Below are 22,073 nucleotides of genomic sequence, written 5' to 3' on the forward strand. Positions count from 1 at the left end.
GATCGTTCCGGACGGGGCATCCCCCTGCGCTCGGGCCACTCGGGCCGTTCAGGCCACGCAAACCACTCGGGTCCGTCAGTGCATGACGACCGGGACCTTGACCTCGTCCTCGGCACCCTCACCCGAGGACCCGGCCCCGCCGGACATCTCCGGACGCCCACTGGTGATCAGCGTGAACGCGATCACCGCCGAGGTGAACAGAATGCCGACCGCCCACCAGATCGCACTGGTGAAGCCGTGGACCATGCCCTCGAACTGAAGCACCTTCGGGTCGCCCGCGCCCGCCGCGTTGTCCTTGATGTACGCACTGGTCGCGGAGGCCGCGATGGTGTTCAGCAGCGCCGTACCGATGGCACCGCCGACCTGCTGCGAGGTGTTGACCATCGCCGAGGCCACCCCGGAGTCGGCCGGGTCGACCCCATAGGTCGCCAGCGACATCGCCGGCATGAACGCCGTACCCATACCGAGCCCCAGCAGCAGCTGTGCGGGCATGACCACCGTGGTGTACGAGCTGTTCAGATCCAGCTGGGTCAGCAGCAGCATGCCCAGTCCCGCCAGCAGGAAGCCGGGGGCCATCAGCAGCCGGGGAGCGACCCGGGTCATCAGCCGGGTGCCGATCTGGGTCGAGCCCACGATCATGCCGACGACCATCGGCATAAAGGCGAAACCGGTCTTGACCGGCGAGTATCCCCGTACGACCTGGAGGTAGTAGGTCAGGAAGAGGAAGAGGCCGAACATCGCGATGACGGCGAGGCCCAGCGAGAGGTAGACACCGGCGCGGTTGCGCTCGGTCAGTACCCGCAGCGGCAGCAGCGGGGCCTTGACCTTGGCCTCGACGGCGACGAACGCGGCCAGCAGCACCACGGAGAGGACGAACATGCCGATCGTCCAGGCGTCGGTCCAGCCGGAGTGCTCGGCGCGGGTGAAGCCGTAGACCAGGGCGACCAGACCCGTCGTGGACAGGATCACACCCGGGATGTCGAGCGGGGCGCGGTTACGGGCACCGCTCGGCTCACGGATGACGAAGTAGGCGCCGACGGCGGCGACGACCGCGAAGGGGATGTTGACGTAGAAGGTCCAGCGCCAGTTCAGGTACTCGGTCAGGAAGCCGCCGAGCAGCAGACCGACGGCACCGCCACCACCGGCGATGGCACCGTAGATGCCGAACGCCTTGGCCCGCTCCTTGGCGTCGGTGAACATCACCGCGAGGAGCGAGAGCGCGGCCGGGGCGAGCAGCGCGCCGAAGACGCCCTGGAGGGCGCGGGAGGCCAGCATCATCGCCTCGGTGGTGGCGGCACCGCCCAGCGCGGAGGCCACGGCGAAGCCGACGAGTCCGGCGACGAAGGTGCGCCGGCGGCCCCAGATGTCGGCGATCCGGCCGCCGAAGAGCAGCAGTCCACCGAAGGCGAGGGCGTAGGCGGTGATGACCCACTGCCGGTTGCCGTCGGATATCCCGAGGTCCTGCTGGGCGGTGGGGAGCGCGATGTTCACGATCGTCGCGTCCAGCACCACCATCAGCTGGGCGAGGGCGATGAAGATCAGCGCCTTCCAGCGCTGGGGGTCGGCTCCGCCGGTATCGGCGGGCGGGAGGGACACGGAGGTGTCGGCGGTTCTTGACATGGGTGGGGCCACCTAGGGAGTACGAACGCCTAAAAGCGCCTGAAAAGTGGACAAGTAGTGGAGATAGAGGGAGCGAGAAGACCGGGCCCTGGCGGAGCGTTCCTCCGTGATGCCATGTCGGCCGGGCACCACGGCATATCCGCCGGGACCAGGAGTGCGCCTACGGGATGAGGGGTACGGGAGGCGCGGTCCGCGACGCGGGCGCCCGTACCCGGGGGCCTATGAGCGGTTCACGGCAGACTCACACCGACCTCGCAGACCTTCCAGGGTCACCGCGTCACCCGGCAGTTCGGAGCGCGCGGGCGCCTCGAAGCCGTCCACCAGGATGTCGAGATGGCGGTGGACGAACGGGTCGAAGTCGACGACCGGACCCGCCCCGGGCAGGGGCCGGGTGAGCTGGGAGAGCATGACCACCAGATCGCCGACCCCGACATCGGCGCGCATCCGCCCCGCCGCCTGCGCCGACGCGACCAGCCGGGCCACCGCCCCTTCGAGCCGCTCCCGCCCTTCGAGCAGATCCGGGTGATCGTGGTCGAAGTCGCCGTGGATCACCAGGCAGAGCGCCCCGATCCGCTCATCGGCCGCCCCGTGCACAAAGCGGCGGACGGCGGCGAAGGTGTCGGCCTCTTCCCTGGCCGCCACCTCCGCACGGTCGGTGGTGCGGGAGAGGACGGAGACCACGACCGCGCGCACCAGCGCGTCCCGGTCGGGGAAGTGGCGGTAGAGGGTGGCGTTGCCGATCCCGGCGCGGCGGGCCACCTCGTCGAAGGGGACGACGGGGCCGTACTCCACGAACAGCTCACGGGCGGCGGAGACGATCCGCTCCCGGTTCCGCAGGGCGTCCGCCCTGGGCCGGGGCACGGGCCGCGTGCCCTCCCCCTCCACCCGCACCCCGGTGGTGCCGATGCCGACCATGAGCCCTCCCACTTCCGCGTCACCCGTACAGCCGGGGCACATCCACCCCGTACAACCGGGGAACATCTCCCCGCTTCAGCGGGGACACGAGTTCAAACGGGGAGAGTGTCCCCGCTTATTTCCCCGCCCGAAGTGACCTGCGTCACCCTCCCCGGCGAGGCCCGGCGGGGGCCCGGCGGGGGTCCCGGCGGCGAGGCCCGGCAGGAGTCCCGGCGGCGAGGCCCGGCGGGGCCGCCCGACGTGGCGGGAGAACCCGGACGGCCCACCCCGCGCGCGCCCCGCCGCCCGCCGCCCCAGGCTGATCGGACAGACACCGGTGGCGCGGCGGACAGCGCGCCGCCGTACCTCGGAGAGCGGACAGCGCCGCCGGAGACCGGAGATCGGGGACCGGAGACCGGACCGGCGGACGGAGCGGACCGCACCCGGCTCCACCGGGCAGCGGGAAGGCAGGTGGTCGATATGCGGCGCGGACGCCACCGGATACGCCACCTCGGCGTCCTCACCGCGCTCACCGCCTTCTCCCTCGCCGCCCTCACCACCTCGGGCGGCACCCCCCACACCCCCGCCCGCACCTCGGCGGGACCCGTCGCCGTCCCCGGACGGGCGGGAGTCGGCCCCTGCCGCCTCACCCCCGGCTCCGGCGTCCAGATGTCCGAGGGCATACCCACCCCGCCCGGCTACTCCCGGTCCACCGGAGAGATCCGCGCCCTCAATCTGATGATCGACTTCCCGGACGCCGAGGGCGAGGGCAGCGCACTGGACCGGCAGGCGGAGTTCTTCCCGCAGACCGCCGAGTGGTTCGGCACCAGCTCGTACGGGCGGCTGCGCTACCGCCCGCACACCCCCGTCACCACCTGGCTGCGGATGCCCCTGCCCTTCGAGGAGTACGGGATAGAGCGCGGCGCCCCGTACGACCCCGCCTACCGCACCCTGGTCGAGGATCTGGTGCGGGTGGCCGACCCCGAGGTCGACTTCAGCGCGTACGACCTGGTCAACATATTGGTCACCCCCAACGCCGGCCCATCCGCGCTGGACACCGTGCTCTCCGTGACCTTCTCCGGCAACCCCGAGGCACCCGTCGCCGACGGGGTACCGCTCGCCAACACGTCCTTTGTCTACAGCCGCCAGGACGACGGCTCCGGCACCCACGCGGAGACCGGCTACCGGGTGCTCCCGCACGAGAACGGCCATGTCTTCGGCCTGCCCGACCTCTACACCCCCGACGGCGGCGGGGCGGTCGGCCACTGGGACATCATGTCCGAGGACTGGGGGGCCAACAACGACCTGCTGGCCTGGCACAAATGGAAGCTCGGCTGGCTGGACGACCGGCAGATCGGCTGCGCGTCGGCGCCCGGGACCCGGACCTACACTCTCACCCCGCTCTCCCGCCGGGGCGGCCCGAAGATGACCTACATACCGATAGGGCCGGACTCCGGATACGCCGTGGAGGTCCGCGCCCGGGGCGGGAACGACGAGGCCGTCTGCCGCCCCGGGGTGCTGGTCTACCGCGTCCACGGCGATGTGGACACCGGCGGCGGGCCGGTGACGGTGATGGACAGCCAGGAGAACAGCGGAGGCTGCACCCGGCGCCCCAATGTCCACGCCGAGCTGTCGGACGCGCCCTACCGGCCCGGCGAGTCCTTCACCGACCAGCGGAACGGGGTCGAGATCGCCGTCGTCTCCGCGAAGAAGGGGGTCTACCGGGTACGGATCACCCGCGCCTGACGCCCCGGCCGCCCCGGCACCCGGTCACCACCGGCGTACGACTCACCCGACCCCGCCCGGTACGACTCACCCGGGATGCCCCCCGAACAGCTCCCGCCGCAGCTCCCGCTTGAGGACCTTGCCCGTCGGATTGCGCGGCACCGCCCCCAGCACCACATGGGCCGGCACCTTGAACGCCGCCAGCCGCCCGCCCGCGTACGCCCGCAGCTCCGCCGCGCCCACCGCCGCCCCCGCCCGCAGCTGCACCACGGCGGCGACCTCCTCCCCCAGCTCCGGATGGGGCACCCCGAGCACCGCCGCGTCCTCGACCTCCGGATGGTCGTGCAGCACCGCCTCCACCTCGGCGCAGTACACATTCTCGCCACCCCGGAGCACCATGTCCTTGAGCCGGTCCACCACACTCACCCGGCCCTCGCGCACCACCGCCAGATCCCCCGTACGGAACCAGCCGTCCCGGAAGGCGGCGGCGGTCGCCCGCTCGTCCCGCCAGTACCCGCGTACCAGCGACTGACCGCGCAGCCACAGCTCACCGACGGCCCCCTCGGGCAGCTCCGCACCGTCCGGACCGGCGATCCGCACCTCGCAGGCGGGCACCGGCCGGCCCACACTCCCCGGATCCCGCCGGTACTCCTCGCCATAGGCGGTCAGGACCCCGCCACTGGTCTCGGTCAGCCCATAGCCGTTCCGGGGCATGATCCGGTCACCGTGGCCCGCCGTGATCCGGCGCACCAGCCCCGGCGGCGGCGGGGCGCCCCCGGTGCCCAGATGGACCACCGTCTCCAGCCCCCCGCCCCGGCGCTCGGCCGCGTCGAGCAGCCGCAGCGCGGTGGTGGGCACCCCGGCGTACCCGGTCACCCCATGCCGGACGATCAGATCCAGCGCCGCGTCGGCGTCCCACTTCCGCATCAGCACCAGCGCACCCCCGCCGGCCATCGTCGGATACAGCGACGCGAACGCCGCCACATGGAAGAACGGAAACGTCATCAGCGTCACCGGCGACGGACCCTGCCCCGGGACCCGCCCCTGGGCCAGCAGCGCGGCCGCCGCGTAGAACTGGAGATGCCGGGCGGACCCCGCCTGCGCCAGCTGGGTGGCCACCGCCCCCTTGGGCCGGCCGGTCGTCCCCGAGGTGTAGATGATCGTGGCGTCGTCCTCCGGGCGCACCTCCACCCCGGGTGGCGCGATCAGCGGATCCGGCGCGGGGAACTCCTCGTACCGCTCGATCCCCGCCCCGCGCTGCTCCTCGCTCCCCTGGAAGACGACGGCCCGCGCCCCGGTCCGCCGCCGCCAGGCGTCCACCGAGGGCAGCAGCCCACCGTCGACGAGCAGCAGCCCGGGGGCGCAGTCGTCCAGGGCGTACGTCAGCTCCTCCTCCGTCCACCAGGTGTTCAGGGGGACGGCGACCAGCCCGGCCAGCTGGACCGCCCAGAAGGCGACCTGCCACTCCGGGTGGTTCCGCATCACGATGGCGGCCCGCTCGCCGCGCGCCATCCCGTACTCCTCATGGATGCGCCGGGCGAGCGCGCAGGAGGCGGTGAAGAAGGCCCGGTAGGTGTACGAGGCCGACTCGCCGATGAGGAACGGCCGGTCCCCGAAGGCCCAGGTGGGCTCCATGAACTCGGGGAGCGTACGGGGCCCTTCGGCATAGACGAGGACGCCGTTCTCGTCCCGTACCGCCGCGAAGGGGGCACCGGGCGCGCTGAGCGCCGCCTCATGGTCCCGGGGGTGCGCCACGTCGTCGGTCCCTCTCCTCGCACGGCTCCGCCCGTACGGCTCCGCTTCCGCGGCTGCGCGCACAACGGCGGGGAATCCGGGCGACGGTATGCGGACCCCGCACTCAGGTCAAGGGCGCCCCGGAGGGCCTCCCCCGGGGACGACAGCGGGCCCCGGCCCCCTCAGGAAGGGGACCGGGGCCCGGTGTACTTCAGCGATCAGGTGGTGGTCCGGCGGCGGCGGCCGCCCGGACGGCGCTCGGAAGGCCGGAGCACATGCTCCCCCGCCTCCACGGCCGCCACCCGGCGGGCCGCGCCGAACTCCGCCAGCGCCTCCGCCAGCCGGTGCACGGACGGCTCCGGGGACAGCACGTCCACCCGCAGCCCGTGCTCCTCGGCGGTCTTCGCCGTCGCCGGGCCGATACAGGCGATCACCGTGACATTGTGCGGCTTGCCCGCGATGCCCACCAGATTCCGCACCGTGGAGGAGGAGGTGAACAGGACCGCGTCGAAGCCGCCGCCCTTGATCGCCTCACGGGTCTCGGCCGGCGGCGGCGAGGCGCGCACCGTCCGGTAGGCGGTGACGTCGTCCACCTCCCAGCCCAGCTCGATCAGGCCCGCGACCAGGGTCTCGGTGGCGATGTCGGCACGCGGCAGGAAGACGCGGTCGATCGGGTCGAAGACCGGGTCGTACGGCGGCCAGTCCTCCAGCAGACCCGCCGCCGACTGCTCGCCGCTGGGGACCAGATCGGGCTTCACCCCGAACTCGATCAGCGCACGGGCGGTCTGGTCGCCGACGGCGGCGACCTTGATCCCGGCGAAGGCGCGCGCGTCGAGCCCGTACTCCTCGAACTTCTCCCGCACCGCCTTGACCGCGTTCACGGAGGTGAAGGCGATCCACTCATAACGGCCGGTGACCAGGCCCTTGACCGCCCGCTCCATCTGCTGCGGGGTACGGGGCGGCTCGACCGCGATCGTCGGGACCTCGTGCGGGACCGCGCCGTAGGACCGCAGCTGGTCGGAGAGCGACGCCGCCTGCTCCTTGGTGCGGGGCACCAGGACCCGCCAGCCGAAGAGCGGCTTGGACTCGAACCACGCCAGCTGGGAACGCTGGGCGGCGGAGCTGCGCTCACCGACCACGGCTATCACCGGCCGGTGCCCGTCCGGGGACGGCAGCACCTTGGCCTGCTTCAGGGTCTGCGCGATGGAGCCGAGGGTGGCGGTCCAGGTGCGCTGCCGGGTGGTGGTGCCGGCGACCGTGACGGTCAGCGGGGTGTCGGGCTTGCGGCCCGCCGCGACCAGCTCGGCGGAGGCCGCGGCGACCGCGTCCAGGGTGGTGGAGACGACGACCGTGCCGTCGCTCGCGCCCACCTCGGTCCAGCAGCGCTCACTGGCGGTACGGGCGTCCACGAAGCGCACATCGGTGCCCTGGGCGTCCCGCAGCGGGACCCCGGCGTAGGCGGGGACACCGACCGCGGCGGCGACCCCCGGTACGACCTCGAAGGGGATGCCCTCGGCCGCGCAGGCCAGCATCTCCTGGCCCGCGTCGGCGTCGAGTCCGGGATCGCCGGAGACCGCTCGGACGACCCGCTTTCCGCCGCGCGCGGCCTCCATGACAAGATTGACCGCATCCCTGAGTACAGGGATTCCGGCGGTTGTTGACGCCTCGTCAACAACCGTCAGCTCCGGCGCGCTGACGCTCGCCCGCGCATGGCCGCGTACCACGTCGAGCACCTCGGGCTCGGCGATCAGTACATCGGCCCCCGCGAGTGCCTCGACAGCGCGCAGGGTCAGCAGTCCGGGGTCGCCGGGACCGGCGCCGAGGAAAGTGACGTGCCCGTGTGCCGAGAACGCCGAGGACGGGTTGGTGGTGGGGCTCAATGTGCTCGCTCCCCCATAAGACCGGCCGCACCCTTGGCGAGCATCTCGGACGCGAGTTCGCGACCGAGCGCGATGGCGTCGCCGTGCGACGTGGGTACGGGACCGGTGGTGGACAGCTGCACCAGCGTCGAGCCGTCGGTGGTGCCGACGACGCCGCGCAGGCGCATTTCGGTGACAACCTCCTCATCGCCCAACAGGTCGGCGAGCGCACCCACAGGTGCGCTGCAGCCGGCCTCCAGGGCGGCGAGCAGGGAACGCTCGGCGGTCACGGCGACCCGGGTGCCCGGGTCGTCGAGTCCACCGAGAACGGCGGCGAGGTCCGCGTCGACCGCGGCACACTCGATCGCCAGTGCCCCCTGGCCGGGGGCGGGCAGCATGAAGTCGTCCGAGAGCGTCTCGGAGACCTCGTCCGCCCTTCCGATGCGGTTGAGCCCGGCGGCGGCGAGTACCACCGCGTCCAGCTCCCCGCTCCGTACATATCCGATCCGGGTGTCGATATTGCCGCGGATCGGCACTGTCTCGATGCGCAGACCATGTGTCCTGGCATACGCGTTGAGCTGCGCCATCCGGCGCGGTGACCCCGTACCGACCCGGGCCCCGTCGGGGAGCCGGTCGAAGGTCAGCCCGTCCCGTGCCACCAGGACGTCCCGGGGGTCCTCGCGCGGCGGGACCGCCGCCAGCAGCAGCTCGTCCGGCTGGGCGGTGGGAAGGTCCTTGAGCGAGTGAACGGCGAAGTCCACCTCGCCCCGCAGCAGGGCCTCCCGCAGCGCGGCGACGAACACACCGGTGCCGCCGATCTGCGCGAGATGTTCGCGGGAGGTGTCCCCGTACGTGGTGATCTCGACCAGTTCGACGGGACGTCCGGTCAGTCGGCGCACCTCCTGAGCCACCTGTCCGGACTGGGCCATGGCGAGCTTGCTGCGCCTGGTTCCCAGCCTCAGTGCCCTCTCGGTCATACGCGTCCTCGGTTCTTGACGTCTGCGTCATTCAGGTCGGCCCGGCTGACGGAGGCGACCGTCTCCGGGTCGAGGTCGAACAGGGTCCGCAGCGCATCCGCGTACCCGGCACCGCCGGGCTCGCTGGCCAGCTGCTTCACCCGCACGGTGGGGGCGTGGAGGAGCTTGTCGACCACGCGGCGGACGGTCTGGGTGATCTCCGCGCGCTCCTTCTCGTCCAGCGACGGGAGCCGCCCTTCGAGCCGGGCGATCTCACCGGCGACGACATCGGCGGCCATGGTGCGCAGGGCGACCACGGTCGGGGTGATGCGGGCGGCGCGCTGGGCGGCGCCGAAGGCGGCGATCTCGTCGGAGACGATGCGGCGCACCCGGTCCACGTCGGCGGCCATCGGGGCGTCGGCGGAGGCGTCGGCGAGCGACTCGATGTCGACCAGCCGCACGCCGGGGATCCGGTGGACGGCGTGGTCGATGTCGCGGGGCATGGCGAGGTCGAGCAGGGCGAGGCGGACCGGGCCGCCGGCCAGGGGGTCGCTCCCGGCGGGGGCCTGGCGGACGATCCGGCGGGAGGCGTTCTCCAGCCAGGCGCCGTGCTGGGCCATGTCGTACGCGGTGTCGGCGGCGCCGTCGGCGGGAGCGGGGCCGGTGTCACGGTCGGCGTCGCGGAGGGCTTCCGGCGCGGTGCGATCGGCGGTGGTGACGGCAGGGCGGTCGGCGGCGGTGGTGACGGCGGCCGGGCGGTCGTACGCGCTGTCGAGGCCCGCCGGGCAGGCCGCTTCGGCGCCCTCGGCGGCCGGGACGGCCACGGCGGGCTCCACCGAGCGGTCGTGCACCCGCCCGTCCCGGGCGGCGGTGGCCGCCAGGCGGGCGACCAGGCTGCCGTCGGGGGCGCGCAGATCGGCCGGCTCACCGGGGGCGGCGCCGGGCGCCGGGATCATCCCGGAGGCCGACTCGGCCAGCGCGGCGACGACCGCGTCGGCGGTCAGCACCAGACCGGTGGCCCCGGTGCAGGAGATCACCATGTCGGCACGTGTCAGCTCGTCGGCGACCGAGGTCATGGGGACGGCGCGGGCCGGCACCCCGCCGGGGCCGGAGAGGATCGAGGCGAGCCGGGTCGCCCGGTCCAGGGTGCGGTTGGCGATCACCAGCTCGCCCACGCCCAGCCGGGCCAGCGTGGTGGCGGCGAGCGAGGACATCGAACCGGCGCCGATCACCAGCGCCCGCCGGCCCTCGACCCACTCCGCGACCTCCGCGCCGTCGGCGAGTTGTTCGAGTCCAAAGGTGACCAGCGACTGTCCGGCGCGATCGATGCCGGTTTCGCTGTGGGCGCGCTTGCCCACCCGCAGGGCCTGCTGGAAGAGGTCGTTCAGCAGCCGCCCGGCGGTGTGCAGGGCCTGGCCGCGCGCGAGGGCGTCCTTGATCTGGCCGAGGATCTGCCCCTCGCCCACGACCATGGAGTCCAGCCCGCAGGCCACCGAGAAGAGATGGTGGACGGCCCGGTCCTCGTAGTGCACATAGAGATAAGGGGTCAGCTCCTCCAGACCCACCCCGCTGTGCTGGGCGAGGAGGGTGGACAGCTCGGCGACGCCCGCGTGGAACTTCTCCACATCCGCGTACAGCTCGATGCGGTTGCAGGTGGCCAGCACCGCGGCCTCGGCGGCGGGCTCGGCGGCCAGGGTGTCCGCGAGCAGCTTGGCCTGCGCGTCCGCGGAGAGCGAGGCGCGCTCCAGGACGCTGACGGGGGCGCTGCGGTGGCTCACTCCGACGACCAGGAGGCTCATGCCGGCATCACGGCGGGCATGTCCCCGTCAGGTCCCTTCCGGCCACCCGGGAGACCGCTCTCCTCGCCGGCCTTCCGCTGCTCGTGGAAGGCGAGGATCTGGAGTTCGATGGAGAGGTCGACCTTGCGCACATCGACGCCCTCGGGCACCGAGAGCACGGTGGGGGCGAAGTTCAGGATGGAGGTCACCCCGGCGGCGACCAGCCGGTCGCACACCTGCTGGGCGGCGCCCGCGGGCGTGGCGATCACACCGATCGACACCCCGTTGTCGCTGATGATCTTCTCCAGCTCATCGGTGTGCTGGACGGCGATGCCCGCCACCGGCTTGCCCGCCATGGCGGGGTCGGCGTCGATCAGGGCGGCGACCCGGAAGCCGCGGGAGGCGAATCCCCCGTAGTTGGCGAGGGCGGCACCGAGATTTCCGATACCGACGATGACGACGGGCCAGTCCTGGGTGAGCCCCAGCTCACGGGAGATCTGATAGACGAGGTACTCGACGTCGTAGCCGACGCCCCGGGTCCCGTAGGAGCCGAGGTACGAGAAGTCCTTGCGCAGCTTGGCGGAGTTCACCCCGGCGGCGGCGGCCAGCTCTTCCGAGGAGACCGTGGGCACGGAGCGCTCGGAGAGCGCGGTCAGCGCCCGCAGATACAGCGGGAGCCGGGCGACGGTGGCCTCGGGGATTCCTCGGCTGCGGGTCGCCGGTCGGTGATTTCGGCCAGTTGCCACGGTGCTCCTGCGGGATGAGCGAGGCTCTGGGCGGCCAAGTGTTCCCAGACCGCCCCGTCGACAGCAGGCTATGTCTTTGTGAACGCGTGCACAAAGATACTGTCCGTTTTGTCCGAGCAAAGTGATCGGGGTCACGCGCTTTGTCCGCGTAAACATGGAACCGCGAGCCGTGCCGGACCGTTCGTGGCGCGAAGGGGGCAAAGCAGGACACACTCCTCACGTATGGGCCCGCGGGACCGCTCCACTCTGCCCGGTTCCCCCGCGTCTCGATAGAGCCATGACAAGGGAAGCCCCCGAGCGCGGCCGGACCGGCCGCCGGGAGTCAGCCCTCCAGCTCGCGCCGCAGCCGCCCCGGGTCCACCCGCCAGAACGTGTGCTGCTCGCCGTCGACCAGCACCACCGGGATCTGCTCCCAGTACTCCCGGTGCAGCGCCTCGTCCCGCGTGATGTCCTTCTCCTCCCACGCCACCCCCGTCTGGGCGCAGACCGCCTCGACCACGGCACGGGCGTCGTCGCACAGATGACACCCCGGCTTCCCGATCAGCGTGACCAGCCGGTCACCGGGCTTCTTCTTGGTACGCCGGAACAGAGGAGTCATGCCCCCCATTCTCCGCCCGCGGCGGGACCGCACGACCCCGGTCCCGTGATGGACGGGCCGGTACGCCGCCATGGGCGGTCCGCCCGCGACAGGGCCGTCCGGCGGCGGTCCGCCGGCGCCCCTCCCCTGGACACGGCACCGGAGCGCCGGGAGTTCACCGACCGTGCACCGCCGGGTCGGGAAGTACCGAACAGACTGGCTATGCTCGCCCCATGGCCGCACTGGGATGGCTCACCCCCCGTAGGCGCTCCGCGACCGCCCGGAGCGTTCTGGCAGGCGAGGCCGCAGCCGAGGCAGCGCGCAAGACCTCGCGGGAGCTGGCGGAGAACCCCGACACCACCGCCGGCACCACCGTCACCGCCGACTCAGCCGTCACGGCTGACACGACCGGCGCTGCTGACACCACCGGCACCACCACCGCGACCGATGACGGCGCCGCCGCGGCCGAGCCCCCCTTCCCCGTGGAGGGGGACGACCGGGCCGCCGCCTTCTTCGACCTCGACAACACCGTGATGCAGGGCGCCGCCCTCTTCCACTTCGGCCGGGGGCTGTACAAGCGGAAGTTCTTCCAACGGCGCGACCTGGCGCGATTCGCCTGGCAGCAGACCTGGTTCCGGCTGGCCGGGGTCGAGGACCCCGAGCACATGCAGGACGTACGCGAGTCCGCGCTCTCCATCGTCAAGGGCCACCGGGTCTCCGAGCTGATGAGCATCGGCGAGGAGATCTACGACGAGTACATGGCCGACCGGATCTGGCCGGGCACCCGCGCCCTGGCCCAGGCCCATCTGGACGCGGGCCAGAAGGTCTGGCTGGTGACGGCCGCCCCGGTGGAGACCGCCACGATCATCGCCCGCAGGCTCGGCCTGACCGGCGCGCTCGGCACCGTCGCCGAATCGGTCGACGGCGTCTACACCGGCCGGCTGGTCGGTGAGCCCCTGCACGGCCCGGCGAAGGCCGAGGCGGTACGGGCGCTGGCCGCCGCCGAGGGTCTGGATCTGGAGCGCTGCGCCGCGTACAGCGATTCGCACAACGACATCCCGATGCTTTCGCTCGTCGGACATCCGTACGCGATCAATCCGGATACCAAACTGCGCAGACACGCGCGCGAACGCGACTGGCGGCTGCGCGACTACCGGACCGGCCGGAAGGCGGCCAAGGTCGGCATCCCCGCGGCGGCGGGAGTCGGCGCGCTGGCGGGCGGCACGGCCGCCGCCGTGGCGATCCACCGCCGTCGCCGCTGACCCAGGGGCCCCTGAGGCCCCGGGCGCTTCCCGGCCCTGACCCATCCGCCCCCCTTCCGGGCCCCCTCGCGCCGCGCGCCGGGGCGTACCGGGGGCGTGTCGCGCACCCGTACCCGACCCCGATGACCCCATGTGGGCGACCTCCCCGAAGAGCCGGAAATCGATCAAATTCGATCAACATCCGTTCACAATTAGTTACTAATTCCGTCAGCAAACAGGCACTGAAGCGACGGAAACGATGATTTGAGCAACTGGGCGTAGCACTGCCTTTACGAAGCGTTATTCTCCTCAGACGCACAGCGGGCCCCTCGGTCGCCACGACGAGTGATCGGCTCCGCACTGCTCGTGATGGAAGCTCTGCCTCTGGGAGTCCCGTGTACCCACACGTCGGGGTTGACGCCTCGGGCCTGGCTACGCTTCGCGCGGCGGTCCTCGACCACTTGCGCGGATGTGTCCCCGCCGCGCACACCGTCCCCGTCCTCGCCCTGCCCCGCCTCGCCACCAGTGGTCCCCCCACCACCATCTGCTACGCCCTCGCGGACGGCTTCAAGGAGAGCCCGGCGCGCGGCGCCGTCGTCGAGGGACGCCGCCCGACCGGCGGACGCGTCGCGAGACGGAGCGGACGGGGCGGGACCGGCGCCCCGGCCACCGCCCGCCGTCCCAGCGCCGACAGCGACAGCGCCCGCATGATGGAACTGGTCGAGCGCGCTCAGGCGGGCGAGGCCGAAGCCTTCGGACGTCTGTACGACCAGTACAGCGACACCGTCTACCGCTACATCTACTACCGCGTCGGCGGAAAGGCGACGGCCGAGGATCTCACCAGTGAGACGTTCCTGCGCGCCCTGCGCCGTATCTCCACCTTCACCTGGCAGGGCCGTGACTTCGGCGCCTGGCTGGTGACGATCGCCCGCAATCTGGTCGCCGACCACTTCAAGTCCAGCCGCTTCCGGCTGGAGGTCACCACCGGCGAGATGCTCGACGCCAATGAGGTCGAGCGCAGCCCCGAGGACTCCGTCCTGGAGTCCCTCTCCAACGCCGCGCTGCTGGAGGCGGTGCGCAAGCTCAACCCCCAGCAGCAGGAATGTGTCACCCTGCGCTTTCTCCAGGGGCTGTCCGTCGCCGAGACCGCCCGGGTGATGGGCAAGAACGAGGGCGCGATCAAGACCCTCCAGTACCGTGCCGTCCGTACCCTGGCCCGGCTGCTGCCCGACGATGCCCGCTGACCCCCGACACCGACACCGCCCGACGGGCCCGGCAAGCCGGCCGGGAACCGTCGGCACCCGCCTCCGGAGACCGGCCACCACCGGCCCGGAGGCCGCCCGGAACCACCCCTCTCACCCGTCCCCAACCCATCATCGGTGACGCCTCGATGACGCACTGGTCCGATCATCCTTCGCGCGTAACCCAAGTGCCGCGACACTCGTTGTCCGGGGTGCAGGCTCCCTGTGGTCATGCCCTGTCCACCGCCACTCGCTCGAACGTGTGGATGTGCTCAGGGCGTGCAACCATCCAGACACCCAGGGGAGTCGACCGTCATGACGAGAGGAGGTGCCGCCAGTGATCGCGAACGTTTCGACGCACCGGCGGGCGAACGCCTTCGCCCAGGCCCTGGAAGAACAGGCGGCCGAAGAGCCGGCGGAGGGCTCGGTCGAACCGACCGGGCGGGGACGGATGTTGGCACTGGCGTCCCGCCTCGGCGGGCTGCCGGAGCCGCAGCTCGACCCCGAGGTCAAAGTGGTGCAGCGCGCCCAGCTCGTGGCCGCCATGGAAGCCATGCTCCAGGAGGGCACGGCCCAGGGCGGCAGATCCAGTGGTCCCACGGTGCCCGAGCAGCGGAAATCCGGCCGCGGCGCCCATCGGGCCTCACCGCTCCGGAAACTCCGCCCCCGCACCCGCTGGCAGAAGGGCCTCGCGGCCGGGGGCATCACCGTCGGTGTCGCGGCGGGGGCCTTCAGCGGGGTGGCCGCGGCCAGCTCCGACGCCCTCCCCGGTGACACCCTCTATGGCCTCAAACGCGGCATGGAGGACATCCGGCTCGGGATGGCCGACGGCGACAGCGACCGGGGCGAGCTGTATCTGGACCAGGCGTCGACCCGGCTCAGCGAGGCCCGTCGGCTCATGGAGCGCGGCCGGGCGGGCGATCTGGACCATGAGTCGCTCGGCGAGGTGCGCCGCGCGCTGAACGGCATGCGGCACGACGCCCACGAGGGCCACAAGCTGCTCCACGCCGCGTATCAGCGGGACGGCTCCCTGGGGCCCATCCAGAAGCTCAGCTCGTTCTCCCGCTCCCACCGCGAGGTGTGGAACGGGCTGCGGGACCGCCTTCCGGCCCAGCTGACCGATGTGGGCCATGAGGTGAATCGGGTCTTCGACGCCATAGAGCAGGAGGTCGGACCGCTCCAGGCACTGCTCCCCGACCCGCCCGCCGAGCGCCGGGGACCCGCCCAGCGCACCGGCGGCGCGGCCCGCAGCAGCGACAGCCCGACGGCCCCCCGGCAGCGGACACCACCCGCTTCCCCCGGAGGGGCGACCGGCACCCCGTCGGAGACGGGCACGGACCGGCCGGGGCCGTCCGGCTCCCCCGCCCCCGACAAGGGCGGACTGCTCTCGGGCGACGGGCTGCTCTCACCGCCGTCGCCGGACACCCCCGAGGTGCCGTCGACCAAGGAGTCCCCGGCCACCCGGCCGGATGTCACCCTCCCACCGCTGCTGCCGGACATCCTCGGACTCGACATCACCGGAGTCGACGAGCCCTGAGCCGCCGATTCCCTGGGGCTGCCGAGTCCTGACACCGCGCCGTACGGGCCGGGTCCGCGTCCTTCGACCGGACCCGGCCCGTACCGCTGTCCCGGGGTCGCCCGCGGCCGGGGCGGCAGGGCGCGACCCCCGGACCCACGAGGGTCGCCGACAAGGCAAGGTCAGAAGAACAAGGTCAGAAGAACACCGAGCGACGCTGGACCAGCAGCTTGTACAGCGTGTGCTGGATCTGCTCCCGCACCTGATCCGTCAGATTGAACATCAGCATCGGGTCCTCGGCCGCCTCCGCCGGGTACCCCTCCGTCTCGATCGGCTCACCGAACTGGATCGTCCACTTGGTGGGCAGCGGCAGCGCTCCCGCAGCGCCCAGCCAGGGGAAGGTCGGGGTGATCGGGAAGTACGGCAGCCCCAGCAGCCGGGCGAGCGTCTTCGCGTTCCCGATCATCGGATAGATCTCCTCGGCGCCGACGATCGAGCACGGCACGATCGGCACCCCGGCCCGCAGCGCCGTCGACACAAAGCCGCCCCGGCCGAACCGCTGGAGGCGGTAGCGGTCGCCGAAGGGCTTGCCGATGCCCTTGAACCCCTCCGGCATCACCCCCACGACCTCGCCCCGCCGCAGCAGCCGCTCCGCGTCCTCCGCGCAGGCCAGGGTGTGCCCCGCCTTCCGGGCCAGCTCATTGACGACCGGCAGGACGAAGACCAGGTCGGCGGCGAGCAACCGCAGGTGGCGCCCGGCCGGATGCCGGTCGTGGACGGCGACCTGCATCATCAGCCCGTCCAGCGGCACCGTCCCGGAGTGGTTGGCCACCACCAGCGCCCCGCCCCGCGACGGGATGTTCTCGATGCCCTTCACCTCGACCCGGAAGTACTTCTCGTACAGCGGCCGGAGCACGGTCATCAGGACCTGGTCGGTCAGCTCCTCGTCATAGCCGAACTCGTCCACCTCGTACTCGCCGGTGATCCGGCGGCGCAGAAAGGCCAGACCGTCGGCGATCCGGCGGTCCAGGCCGCCACCGTCGCCGCCGCCCCGGGGCCGCCGCCCGCCCTCCTCGGCCGAAGCAGCCGAAGCGGCCGAAGCCGCCGGGGAGCCGGACGGGTCGCCGGACCGGGAAGCGGACGACGAGGAGACGGACGAGGAGGCGTCCCCGCCGTCCTCCGCCGCGCTCCCGGTGCCCCTGCGGGCGCCCGGGACCGCCACGGGTACGGGACCCGTGACCGGGGTCCGTGGGCCGCCCGCCGCGCGCTCCGGGGCACCCGGCTCACCGGACGCCCCGCGCCGGGCCCTCGCCCCCGTACCGGTGTCGCCGTCCTTGCCGGCCGCCCGGCGCCGGGCGGCCGGCTTCTGGCGTACGACCCGGGAGGCACCGCCCCGGCGACCGCCCCCCTTACCGGGGGTGCCATCGGCGCCGGACGTGCCGTCGGAGGCGCCCTTGGCACCACCCCGGGCCCGGTCGTCGTCGAACGGAATGACCTTGGCGTCCGCCATCGTTGCCTACGCTCCTTGTCCGGCGTCGCTCCGGGCCGCGGCATCCGCCGCCCGGCCGTCCTCCCGCTCCGGGTCCCGCCCGGCGCCCCCCAGGGCCCTCACCCGCTCGCCCACCCGGTCCACCGCCCGCGCCATGGAGTGCGGGGGCAGCAGCCCCGGCCCCTGGGCGCGGGCGAAGTCGGCGAAGGTCTCCGCGGTGGTGAACTTCGGTTCACATCCCAGGGTCTCCCGCATCCGCGCGGTGCTCACCACCCGCCCATGGGTCAGCAGCCGGATCTGCTCCGGCGAGAAGTCCGTGACCCCGACCGTCCGCAGCGCGGTGCCGATCCAGGTGACGGCGGGCAGCAGCACCGGGACGGTGGGCCGGCCCAGCCGCCGGGAGCACTGCGACAGCAGCAGCACCCCGTCGCCCGCCACATTGAAGGTGCCGCTGTTGAGCGTCCCCGGCCGGGGCTCGTGCAGGGCGATCCGCAGCACATCGACGACATCGTCCTCATGGACGAACTGGAGGCGCGGATCGTAGCCGAACACCGTCGGCAGGACGGGCAGGGAGAAGTACTCGGCGAGCGGGGAGTCCGCGCACGGCCCCAGGATGTTGGCGAAGCGCAGCACACACACGGCGACATCGGGCCGGCGCCGGGCGAAGCCCCGCACATACCCCTCGACCTCGACCGCGTCCTTGGCGAAGCCACCACTCGGCAACGACTTCGGCGGGGTGGTCTCCAGAAAGACGGCGGGGTCCCGGGGGGCCGAGCCATAGACACTCGTACTGGACTTCACCACCAGGCGGCGGACGGTCGGCGTCTTCTGGCAGGCGCCGAGGAGCTGCATGGTCCCGATGACATTGGTCTCCTTGACCGCCGTCCGGCCCCCGGTCCCCAGCGGTGTGCCGGTGACATCGAGATGCACCACGGTGTCGACCGCGTGCTCGGCCAGGACCCTGCCTATCGCGGGGCTGCGGATGTCCACCCGGATGAACCGGGCCCCGTCGAGCCGGTGCGCGGGCTCCACCGCGTCGACCGCGATCACCCGATCCACCTCGGGATCGCGCAGAACCCGCCGTACGAGACGGCCGCCGAGCTGCCGGGCAACGCCGGTGACGAGCACGACCTTTCCCAAGATCAGCGCCTTCCCTGAGGTCCAACATCCCTGATGCCGCGTGGGCCACTCCCCAGCGTCACCGTAGCGGGTCGCCGCTCGGCTGTGACGACCTGTGGACGGCGAAACGCACCGCGGCCCTCCCGGAAAAGCGCCGTGGCCCTCCCACCCGATGGGTGGAAGGGCCACAAACACACGTACAGCTGCCGTATTACTTCTTGTTACGACGCTGAACGCGAGTGCGCTTGAGCAGCTTGCGGTGCTTCTTCTTGGCCATCCGCTTGCGCCGCTTCTTGATAACAGAGCCCACGACTACCCTCGCTTACTTCTCTTCACTCGGTGCGGGGCGTCTGGGCCCACACGACCTACGTCGGTCCAGCCTACCCGCCAGAGCATTGAGTCCGTAATCCGAGGGCAGCCGCCTGGTGCCCCTAGGCGGATTCCACCCCCACAAAGGACTCGCGGAGATAGTCGTGCACCGCCTGCTCCGGTACCCGGAAGGACCTCCCCACCCGGATCGCCGGCAGATGACCACTGTGTACCAAGCGGTACACCGTCATCTTCGACACCCGCATCACCGAGGCGACTTCCGCCACGGTAAGGAACTTGACCTCATTCAGAGGCCTCTCGCTGCCAGCAGCCATGACCCACCTGTACCTTCCGCACATGACGCTCACCGGCTTCCCCTCCGGTGACTCTTCGTCGCTGTGCGCTCACTCCCCAGACTAGGGGCGGGTGGTGCGAGTGGGGAAGAGGAGCAGCCATCGGCCGCCTACTGTGACAGACACGCTCGATTGAGTACATAGCGCGTCAGCGGTCGGTAGTAAGGGGACCGCGCCGAGTCATCGGCGGGGGCCGTCGGAGCGGGGTGCCCCTCCGATGTGTTCCCCGGGGGTACGGGTCCGTGGGCGCCGGGCGTCCGGGACTCCGCAGACCCCGCTGACCTGCCCCGCAGGGGTGATCGGCACACCGGGCGGGAAGGCCGGGCGAGGGGGCGCCCGGCCCTGGGCACCGGCCCCGGGCACCCGTGGAGGGGCGGGAGAAATGGGTGTGTGCGCCGGTTTCACCGGGGATTGACCGCGCGCCGGGTGTCCGCGCCATCGCGACCCGTCGTACGTAGTCGAGCCGGTACGGACGTACGCCGAACCGGGTCGTTATGTCGACACATTGGCCCTGCGGGGGTGTGAGGGCGATGCAACTCGCCGACGACAAAGCGTCTGTCGCCCCGGCGTAGGACCCGGCGCGAGGGCCCGGGAGGCGGGCGGTGGAGCGGATACGAGGGGTGGCGTCCGGGGCCGGAGAGACCTCCTCGACCGCCGCAGGCCCCGCCTTGGCGCCCCACTGTCCGTGCCGTCGGCGGTTCCCCAGACGGCCGGACGGGCGCCGGGAGCCCGGAGAGACCCCTCAGGAGGGGCAGAGATCGGACGACCCGGCGCTCCGGGGCCTCCCGGGGTCCGAGGGCCCCAGGGCCGCGCGGGGCCTTCCTGAGGCCCCGCGCGCGGGCGGGCGGGGGCGGACCCGCGCACCGGACAGCGACCCACCGGACCATCAGGACAAGTGGCGTACGGGGCAGGGGCGCCGGGGCGGTCAGACCAGCAGGCCCCGCAGCGGGAAGGCGGACCGCCGGGTCGCCAGCACCGCCCGGTCCAGCTCGTCCGCCGGGTCGTACCCCTGGGACCAGTCCCGCCAGACCGGGTCCCGCCCATCGGTCATCCGCCACGGCCCGGCCTGCCGGGTCCGCGCGTACACCTCGTTCCGCCACTCCTCCGGAACCGCCGACTCCGGGTCGATGGGCCGATGCGCGGCGATGGCCACCAGATGCGTCCAGGACCGCGGCACCACATCGACCACCGCGTATCCCCCGCCGCCCAGCGCGAGCCACCGCCCGCCGTCGGTGTACTCGTGCGCCAGCGAGTGACATGCCTCCTGTACGGCGCGCTGCGCGTCGAGCGAGACCGCCAGGTGCGCCAGGGGGTCCTCGAAGTGGGTGTCCGCGCCGTGCTGGGTCACCAGCACCTGGGGCCGGAAGTCCGCGAGCAGTTCGGGGACCACCGCGTGGAACGCCCGCAGCCAGCCCGCGTCACCGGTCCCGGCCGGCAGGGCGACATTGACCGCACTGCCCTCGGCCTGCCCCGTTCCGCCGGTCTCCTCCGGCCATCCGGTGCCGGGGAAGAGCATCCTGGGGTGTTCGTGCAACGAGACCGTCAGAACACGGGGGTCGTCCCAGAACGTCGTCTGGACGCCGTCTCCGTGGTGCACATCCACATCGATGTACGCGACCCGCTCGGCGCCCAGCTCCAGCAGCCGGGCGATGGCGAGCGAGGCGTCGTTGTAGACACAGAACCCGGCGGCCCCGCCCGGCATGGCGTGGTGGAGCCCTCCGGAGAAGTTGACGGCGTGCTCGGCCGTGCCCCGCCAGATCGCCTCGGCGGCGGCCACCGACTGGCCGGCGATCAGCGCCGAGGCGTCGTGCATCCCGGGGAAGGCCGGGTCGTCGAGGGTCCCGAGGCCATAGGACTGATCCGCGGCACGGGGATCGGCGGACGCCGCACGGACCGCGGCCAGATAGTCCTCGCGGTGGACCAGCCGGAGGGTCGAATCCCCGGCGGGTTTGGCGGCGACCACCTCTACGTCCCGGTCCAGGCCGAAGGCCCGCACCAGCCCCATGGTCAGCGCGAGCCGCACCGGGTCCATGGGGTGTTGGCGGCCGAAGTCGTACGCCGTCACCGCTTCATCCCACATCAACAACGCACGGCTGCTCATGCCCGCCACCGTATCGGCCCGGCGATCAGAGCAGGAGCGCGGGCAGTTCGGCCATGGACCGGAAGTGCCCCTTCGCCCCGGCGAGCCGGTCGGCGGAGGTCATCGCCGTGAAGCCGTAGACATCCATACCGGCGGCGAGGGCGGCGGCGACGCCCAGGGAGCTGTCCTCCACCACCACACAGCGCCCGGGGGCGAACCCCATCCGCTCCGCGGCGTACAGGAAGAGGTCGGGGGCCGGCTTGCCCCGGCCCACGTCCTGGGCGCTGAAGACGATCTCCTCGGGGAACCACCGGTCGAGGCCGGTCCTCCGGTGCCCGGCCCGGATGCGCTCATGGCTGCCGGAGGAGGCCAGGCAGTACGGGACGCCCTCGGCGGTCAGCTTCTCCAGGACCTCGACCACCCCTTCGACCGGCTCCAGCTCCCGCTCGAACGCGGCGACGGTACGGGAGTGCAGGGTCGCGTCGAACTCCTCGGGCAGCCGCCGCCCGGTCCGCTCCAGCACCAGATCGTGGACCCGGTGGACGGCGGCGCCCATGAAGTCCCGTACGGAGTCCTCGAACGAGGTGGGGTGCCCCAGCTCGGTCAGATACTCCGCCAGGATCGCGTTCGCGATCCGCTCGCTCTCCACGAGGACACCGTCGTTGTCGAATATCACGAGGTCATAGCTCATGGGTACCAGCCTAGAACGCAAAATAGCCCCGGCCCCGATATCACAATGGATATCGGGGCCGGGGCCCAAAATTTGTTCGGCGGCGTCCTACTCTCCCACAGGGTCCCCCCTGCAGTACCATCGGCGCTGAAAGGCTTAGCTTCCG

General features: G+C 72.2%; 19 protein-coding genes, 1 rRNA gene and 1 pseudogene. 4 read left to right on the plus strand and 17 right to left on the minus strand.

The annotated features are described in order from the left end of the window. Positions 1 to 75 precede the first annotated feature (75 nt). Entirely contained in the window at positions 76 to 1,620 is a 1,545-nt protein-coding gene (locus tag ABT354_RS16345) for an MFS transporter (RefSeq protein ID WP_351494059.1), read from the minus strand. A gap of 219 nt (positions 1,621 to 1,839) precedes the next feature. Beyond that, entirely contained in the window at positions 1,840 to 2,535 is a 696-nt protein-coding gene (locus ABT354_RS16350) for a TetR/AcrR family transcriptional regulator (RefSeq protein ID WP_351494061.1), read from the minus strand. A 459-nt stretch (positions 2,536 to 2,994) separates the two neighbouring features. Here ABT354_RS16350 and ABT354_RS16355 point away from each other — a divergent pair, with 459 nt between their 5' ends. Then, on the plus strand, positions 2,995 to 4,260 hold the full coding sequence (locus ABT354_RS16355; RefSeq protein ID WP_351494063.1) for a M6 family metalloprotease domain-containing protein: 1,266 nt from the start codon (positions 2,995 to 2,997) through the stop codon (positions 4,258 to 4,260). A gap of 66 nt (positions 4,261 to 4,326) precedes the next feature. On the opposite strand, the gene ABT354_RS16360 is transcribed toward ABT354_RS16355, so the two are convergent. From ABT354_RS16360 to ABT354_RS16385, 6 genes are all read right to left on the minus strand, one after another. Beyond that, the gene (locus tag ABT354_RS16360; protein ID WP_351494065.1) at positions 4,327 to 5,994 is read right to left on the minus strand and encodes a class I adenylate-forming enzyme family protein; all 1,668 of its coding nucleotides are present in this window, start codon (positions 5,992 to 5,994) and stop codon (positions 4,327 to 4,329) included. Positions 5,995 to 6,191: 197 nt separating this feature from the next. After that, complete coding sequence (locus tag ABT354_RS16365) at positions 6,192 to 7,853, minus strand: bifunctional uroporphyrinogen-III C-methyltransferase/uroporphyrinogen-III synthase (RefSeq protein ID WP_351494067.1); 1,662 nt, start codon at positions 7,851 to 7,853, stop codon at positions 6,192 to 6,194. Then, complete coding sequence (gene hemC, locus ABT354_RS16370) at positions 7,850 to 8,809, minus strand: hydroxymethylbilane synthase (protein ID WP_351494069.1); 960 nt, start codon at positions 8,807 to 8,809, stop codon at positions 7,850 to 7,852. Before hemC ends, ABT354_RS16365 begins: the two co-directional genes overlap by 4 nt. Then, positions 8,806 to 10,587: a glutamyl-tRNA reductase gene (locus ABT354_RS16375; RefSeq protein ID WP_351494071.1), complete on the minus strand. Its 1,782-nt coding sequence runs from the start codon at positions 10,585 to 10,587 to the stop codon at positions 8,806 to 8,808. Before ABT354_RS16375 ends, hemC begins: the two co-directional genes overlap by 4 nt. Beyond that, a complete protein-coding gene (locus tag ABT354_RS16380; protein WP_351494073.1) occupies positions 10,584 to 11,312 on the minus strand; it encodes a redox-sensing transcriptional repressor Rex in 729 nt (242 codons plus the stop codon). The genes ABT354_RS16375 and ABT354_RS16380 overlap by 4 nt, the downstream gene beginning before the upstream one ends. Before the next feature lie 322 nt (positions 11,313 to 11,634). Continuing rightward, a complete protein-coding gene (locus ABT354_RS16385; RefSeq protein WP_351494075.1) occupies positions 11,635 to 11,910 on the minus strand; it encodes a glutaredoxin family protein in 276 nt (91 codons plus the stop codon). Between the two features lie 212 nt (positions 11,911 to 12,122). Between ABT354_RS16385 and ABT354_RS16390 the strand changes: the two genes are divergently transcribed. The 3 genes from ABT354_RS16390 to ABT354_RS16400 all read left to right on the plus strand — a co-directional run bounded on the left by ABT354_RS16390 (position 12,123) and on the right by ABT354_RS16400 (position 15,908). Beyond that, a complete protein-coding gene (locus tag ABT354_RS16390) occupies positions 12,123 to 13,151 on the plus strand; it encodes an HAD family hydrolase (protein ID WP_351494077.1) in 1,029 nt (342 codons plus the stop codon). Positions 13,152 to 13,525: 374 nt separating this feature from the next. Next, positions 13,526 to 14,374 carry an ECF subfamily RNA polymerase sigma factor, BldN family gene (locus tag ABT354_RS16395; protein WP_351494079.1) on the plus strand — a complete coding sequence of 283 codons (849 nt, stop codon included), beginning with the start codon at positions 13,526 to 13,528 and terminating at the stop codon, positions 14,372 to 14,374. 334 nt (positions 14,375 to 14,708) lie between these two features. Continuing rightward, positions 14,709 to 15,908 carry a DUF5667 domain-containing protein gene (locus ABT354_RS16400; RefSeq protein WP_351494081.1) on the plus strand — a complete coding sequence of 400 codons (1,200 nt, stop codon included), beginning with the start codon at positions 14,709 to 14,711 and terminating at the stop codon, positions 15,906 to 15,908. A gap of 175 nt (positions 15,909 to 16,083) precedes the next feature. Here ABT354_RS16400 and ABT354_RS16405 read toward each other — a convergent pair whose 3' ends face one another. From ABT354_RS16405 to rrf, 9 genes and pseudogenes are all read right to left on the minus strand, one after another. Continuing rightward, the gene (locus ABT354_RS16405) at positions 16,084 to 17,397 is read right to left on the minus strand and encodes a lysophospholipid acyltransferase family protein (RefSeq protein WP_351494083.1); all 1,314 of its coding nucleotides are present in this window, start codon (positions 17,395 to 17,397) and stop codon (positions 16,084 to 16,086) included. A gap of 6 nt (positions 17,398 to 17,403) precedes the next feature. Continuing rightward, positions 17,404 to 18,516: an NAD-dependent epimerase/dehydratase family protein gene (locus ABT354_RS16410; RefSeq protein WP_351494085.1), complete on the minus strand. Its 1,113-nt coding sequence runs from the start codon at positions 18,514 to 18,516 to the stop codon at positions 17,404 to 17,406. A 190-nt stretch (positions 18,517 to 18,706) separates the two neighbouring features. Further along, the gene (locus ABT354_RS16415; RefSeq protein ID WP_003948845.1) at positions 18,707 to 18,805 is read right to left on the minus strand and encodes a 30S ribosomal protein bS22; all 99 of its coding nucleotides are present in this window, start codon (positions 18,803 to 18,805) and stop codon (positions 18,707 to 18,709) included. Between the two features lie 121 nt (positions 18,806 to 18,926). Beyond that, on the minus strand, positions 18,927 to 19,139 hold the full coding sequence (locus tag ABT354_RS16420) for a helix-turn-helix domain-containing protein (protein WP_003958488.1): 213 nt from the start codon (positions 19,137 to 19,139) through the stop codon (positions 18,927 to 18,929). A gap of 128 nt (positions 19,140 to 19,267) precedes the next feature. Next, a complete protein-coding gene (locus tag ABT354_RS38070; RefSeq protein ID WP_502983430.1) occupies positions 19,268 to 19,507 on the minus strand; it encodes a phosphatase in 240 nt (79 codons plus the stop codon). Then, a pseudogene (locus tag ABT354_RS38075) lies at positions 19,474 to 19,707 on the minus strand (phosphatase); the annotation flags it as partial. The gene ABT354_RS38070 and the pseudogene ABT354_RS38075, both read right to left, overlap by 34 nt. A gap of 375 nt (positions 19,708 to 20,082) precedes the next feature. Continuing rightward, positions 20,083 to 21,237, minus strand: coding sequence for an acetoin utilization protein AcuC (locus ABT354_RS16430; protein ID WP_351494126.1), 1,155 nt, complete (start codon positions 21,235 to 21,237; stop codon positions 20,083 to 20,085). A gap of 46 nt (positions 21,238 to 21,283) precedes the next feature. Then, a complete protein-coding gene (locus ABT354_RS16435) occupies positions 21,284 to 21,928 on the minus strand; it encodes an HAD family hydrolase (RefSeq protein ID WP_351494087.1) in 645 nt (214 codons plus the stop codon). Positions 21,929 to 22,002: 74 nt separating this feature from the next. Further along, a 5S ribosomal RNA gene (rrf, locus tag ABT354_RS38080) occupies positions 22,003 to 22,073 on the minus strand; the annotation flags it as partial.

This window comes from Streptomyces sp. NPDC000594 (genome assembly GCF_040299965.1).
Taxonomy (GTDB): domain Bacteria; phylum Actinomycetota; class Actinomycetes; order Streptomycetales; family Streptomycetaceae; genus Streptomyces.

Coding starts and splice junctions, on each gene's coding strand:
- ABT354_RS16345 (WP_351494059.1), bottom strand. CDS start 1,620: ATGTCAAGAACCGCCGACACCTCCGTGTCCCTCCCGCCCGCCGATACC.
- ABT354_RS16350 (WP_351494061.1), bottom strand. CDS start 2,535: ATGGTCGGCATCGGCACCACCGGGGTGCGGGTGGAGGGGGAGGGCACG.
- ABT354_RS16355 (WP_351494063.1), top strand. CDS start 2,995: ATGCGGCGCGGACGCCACCGGATACGCCACCTCGGCGTCCTCACCGCG.
- hemC (WP_351494069.1), bottom strand. CDS start 8,809: ATGACCGAGAGGGCACTGAGGCTGGGAACCAGGCGCAGCAAGCTCGCC.
- ABT354_RS16375 (WP_351494071.1), bottom strand. CDS start 10,587: ATGAGCCTCCTGGTCGTCGGAGTGAGCCACCGCAGCGCCCCCGTCAGC.
- ABT354_RS16385 (WP_351494075.1), bottom strand. CDS start 11,910: ATGACTCCTCTGTTCCGGCGTACCAAGAAGAAGCCCGGTGACCGGCTG.
- ABT354_RS16390 (WP_351494077.1), top strand. CDS start 12,123: ATGGCCGCACTGGGATGGCTCACCCCCCGTAGGCGCTCCGCGACCGCC.
- ABT354_RS16405 (WP_351494083.1), bottom strand. CDS start 17,397: ATGGCGGACGCCAAGGTCATTCCGTTCGACGACGACCGGGCCCGGGGT.
- ABT354_RS16420 (WP_003958488.1), bottom strand. CDS start 19,139: ATGGCTGCTGGCAGCGAGAGGCCTCTGAATGAGGTCAAGTTCCTTACC.
- ABT354_RS16430 (WP_351494126.1), bottom strand. CDS start 21,237: ATGTGGGATGAAGCGGTGACGGCGTACGACTTCGGCCGCCAACACCCC.
- ABT354_RS16435 (WP_351494087.1), bottom strand. CDS start 21,928: ATGAGCTATGACCTCGTGATATTCGACAACGACGGTGTCCTCGTGGAG.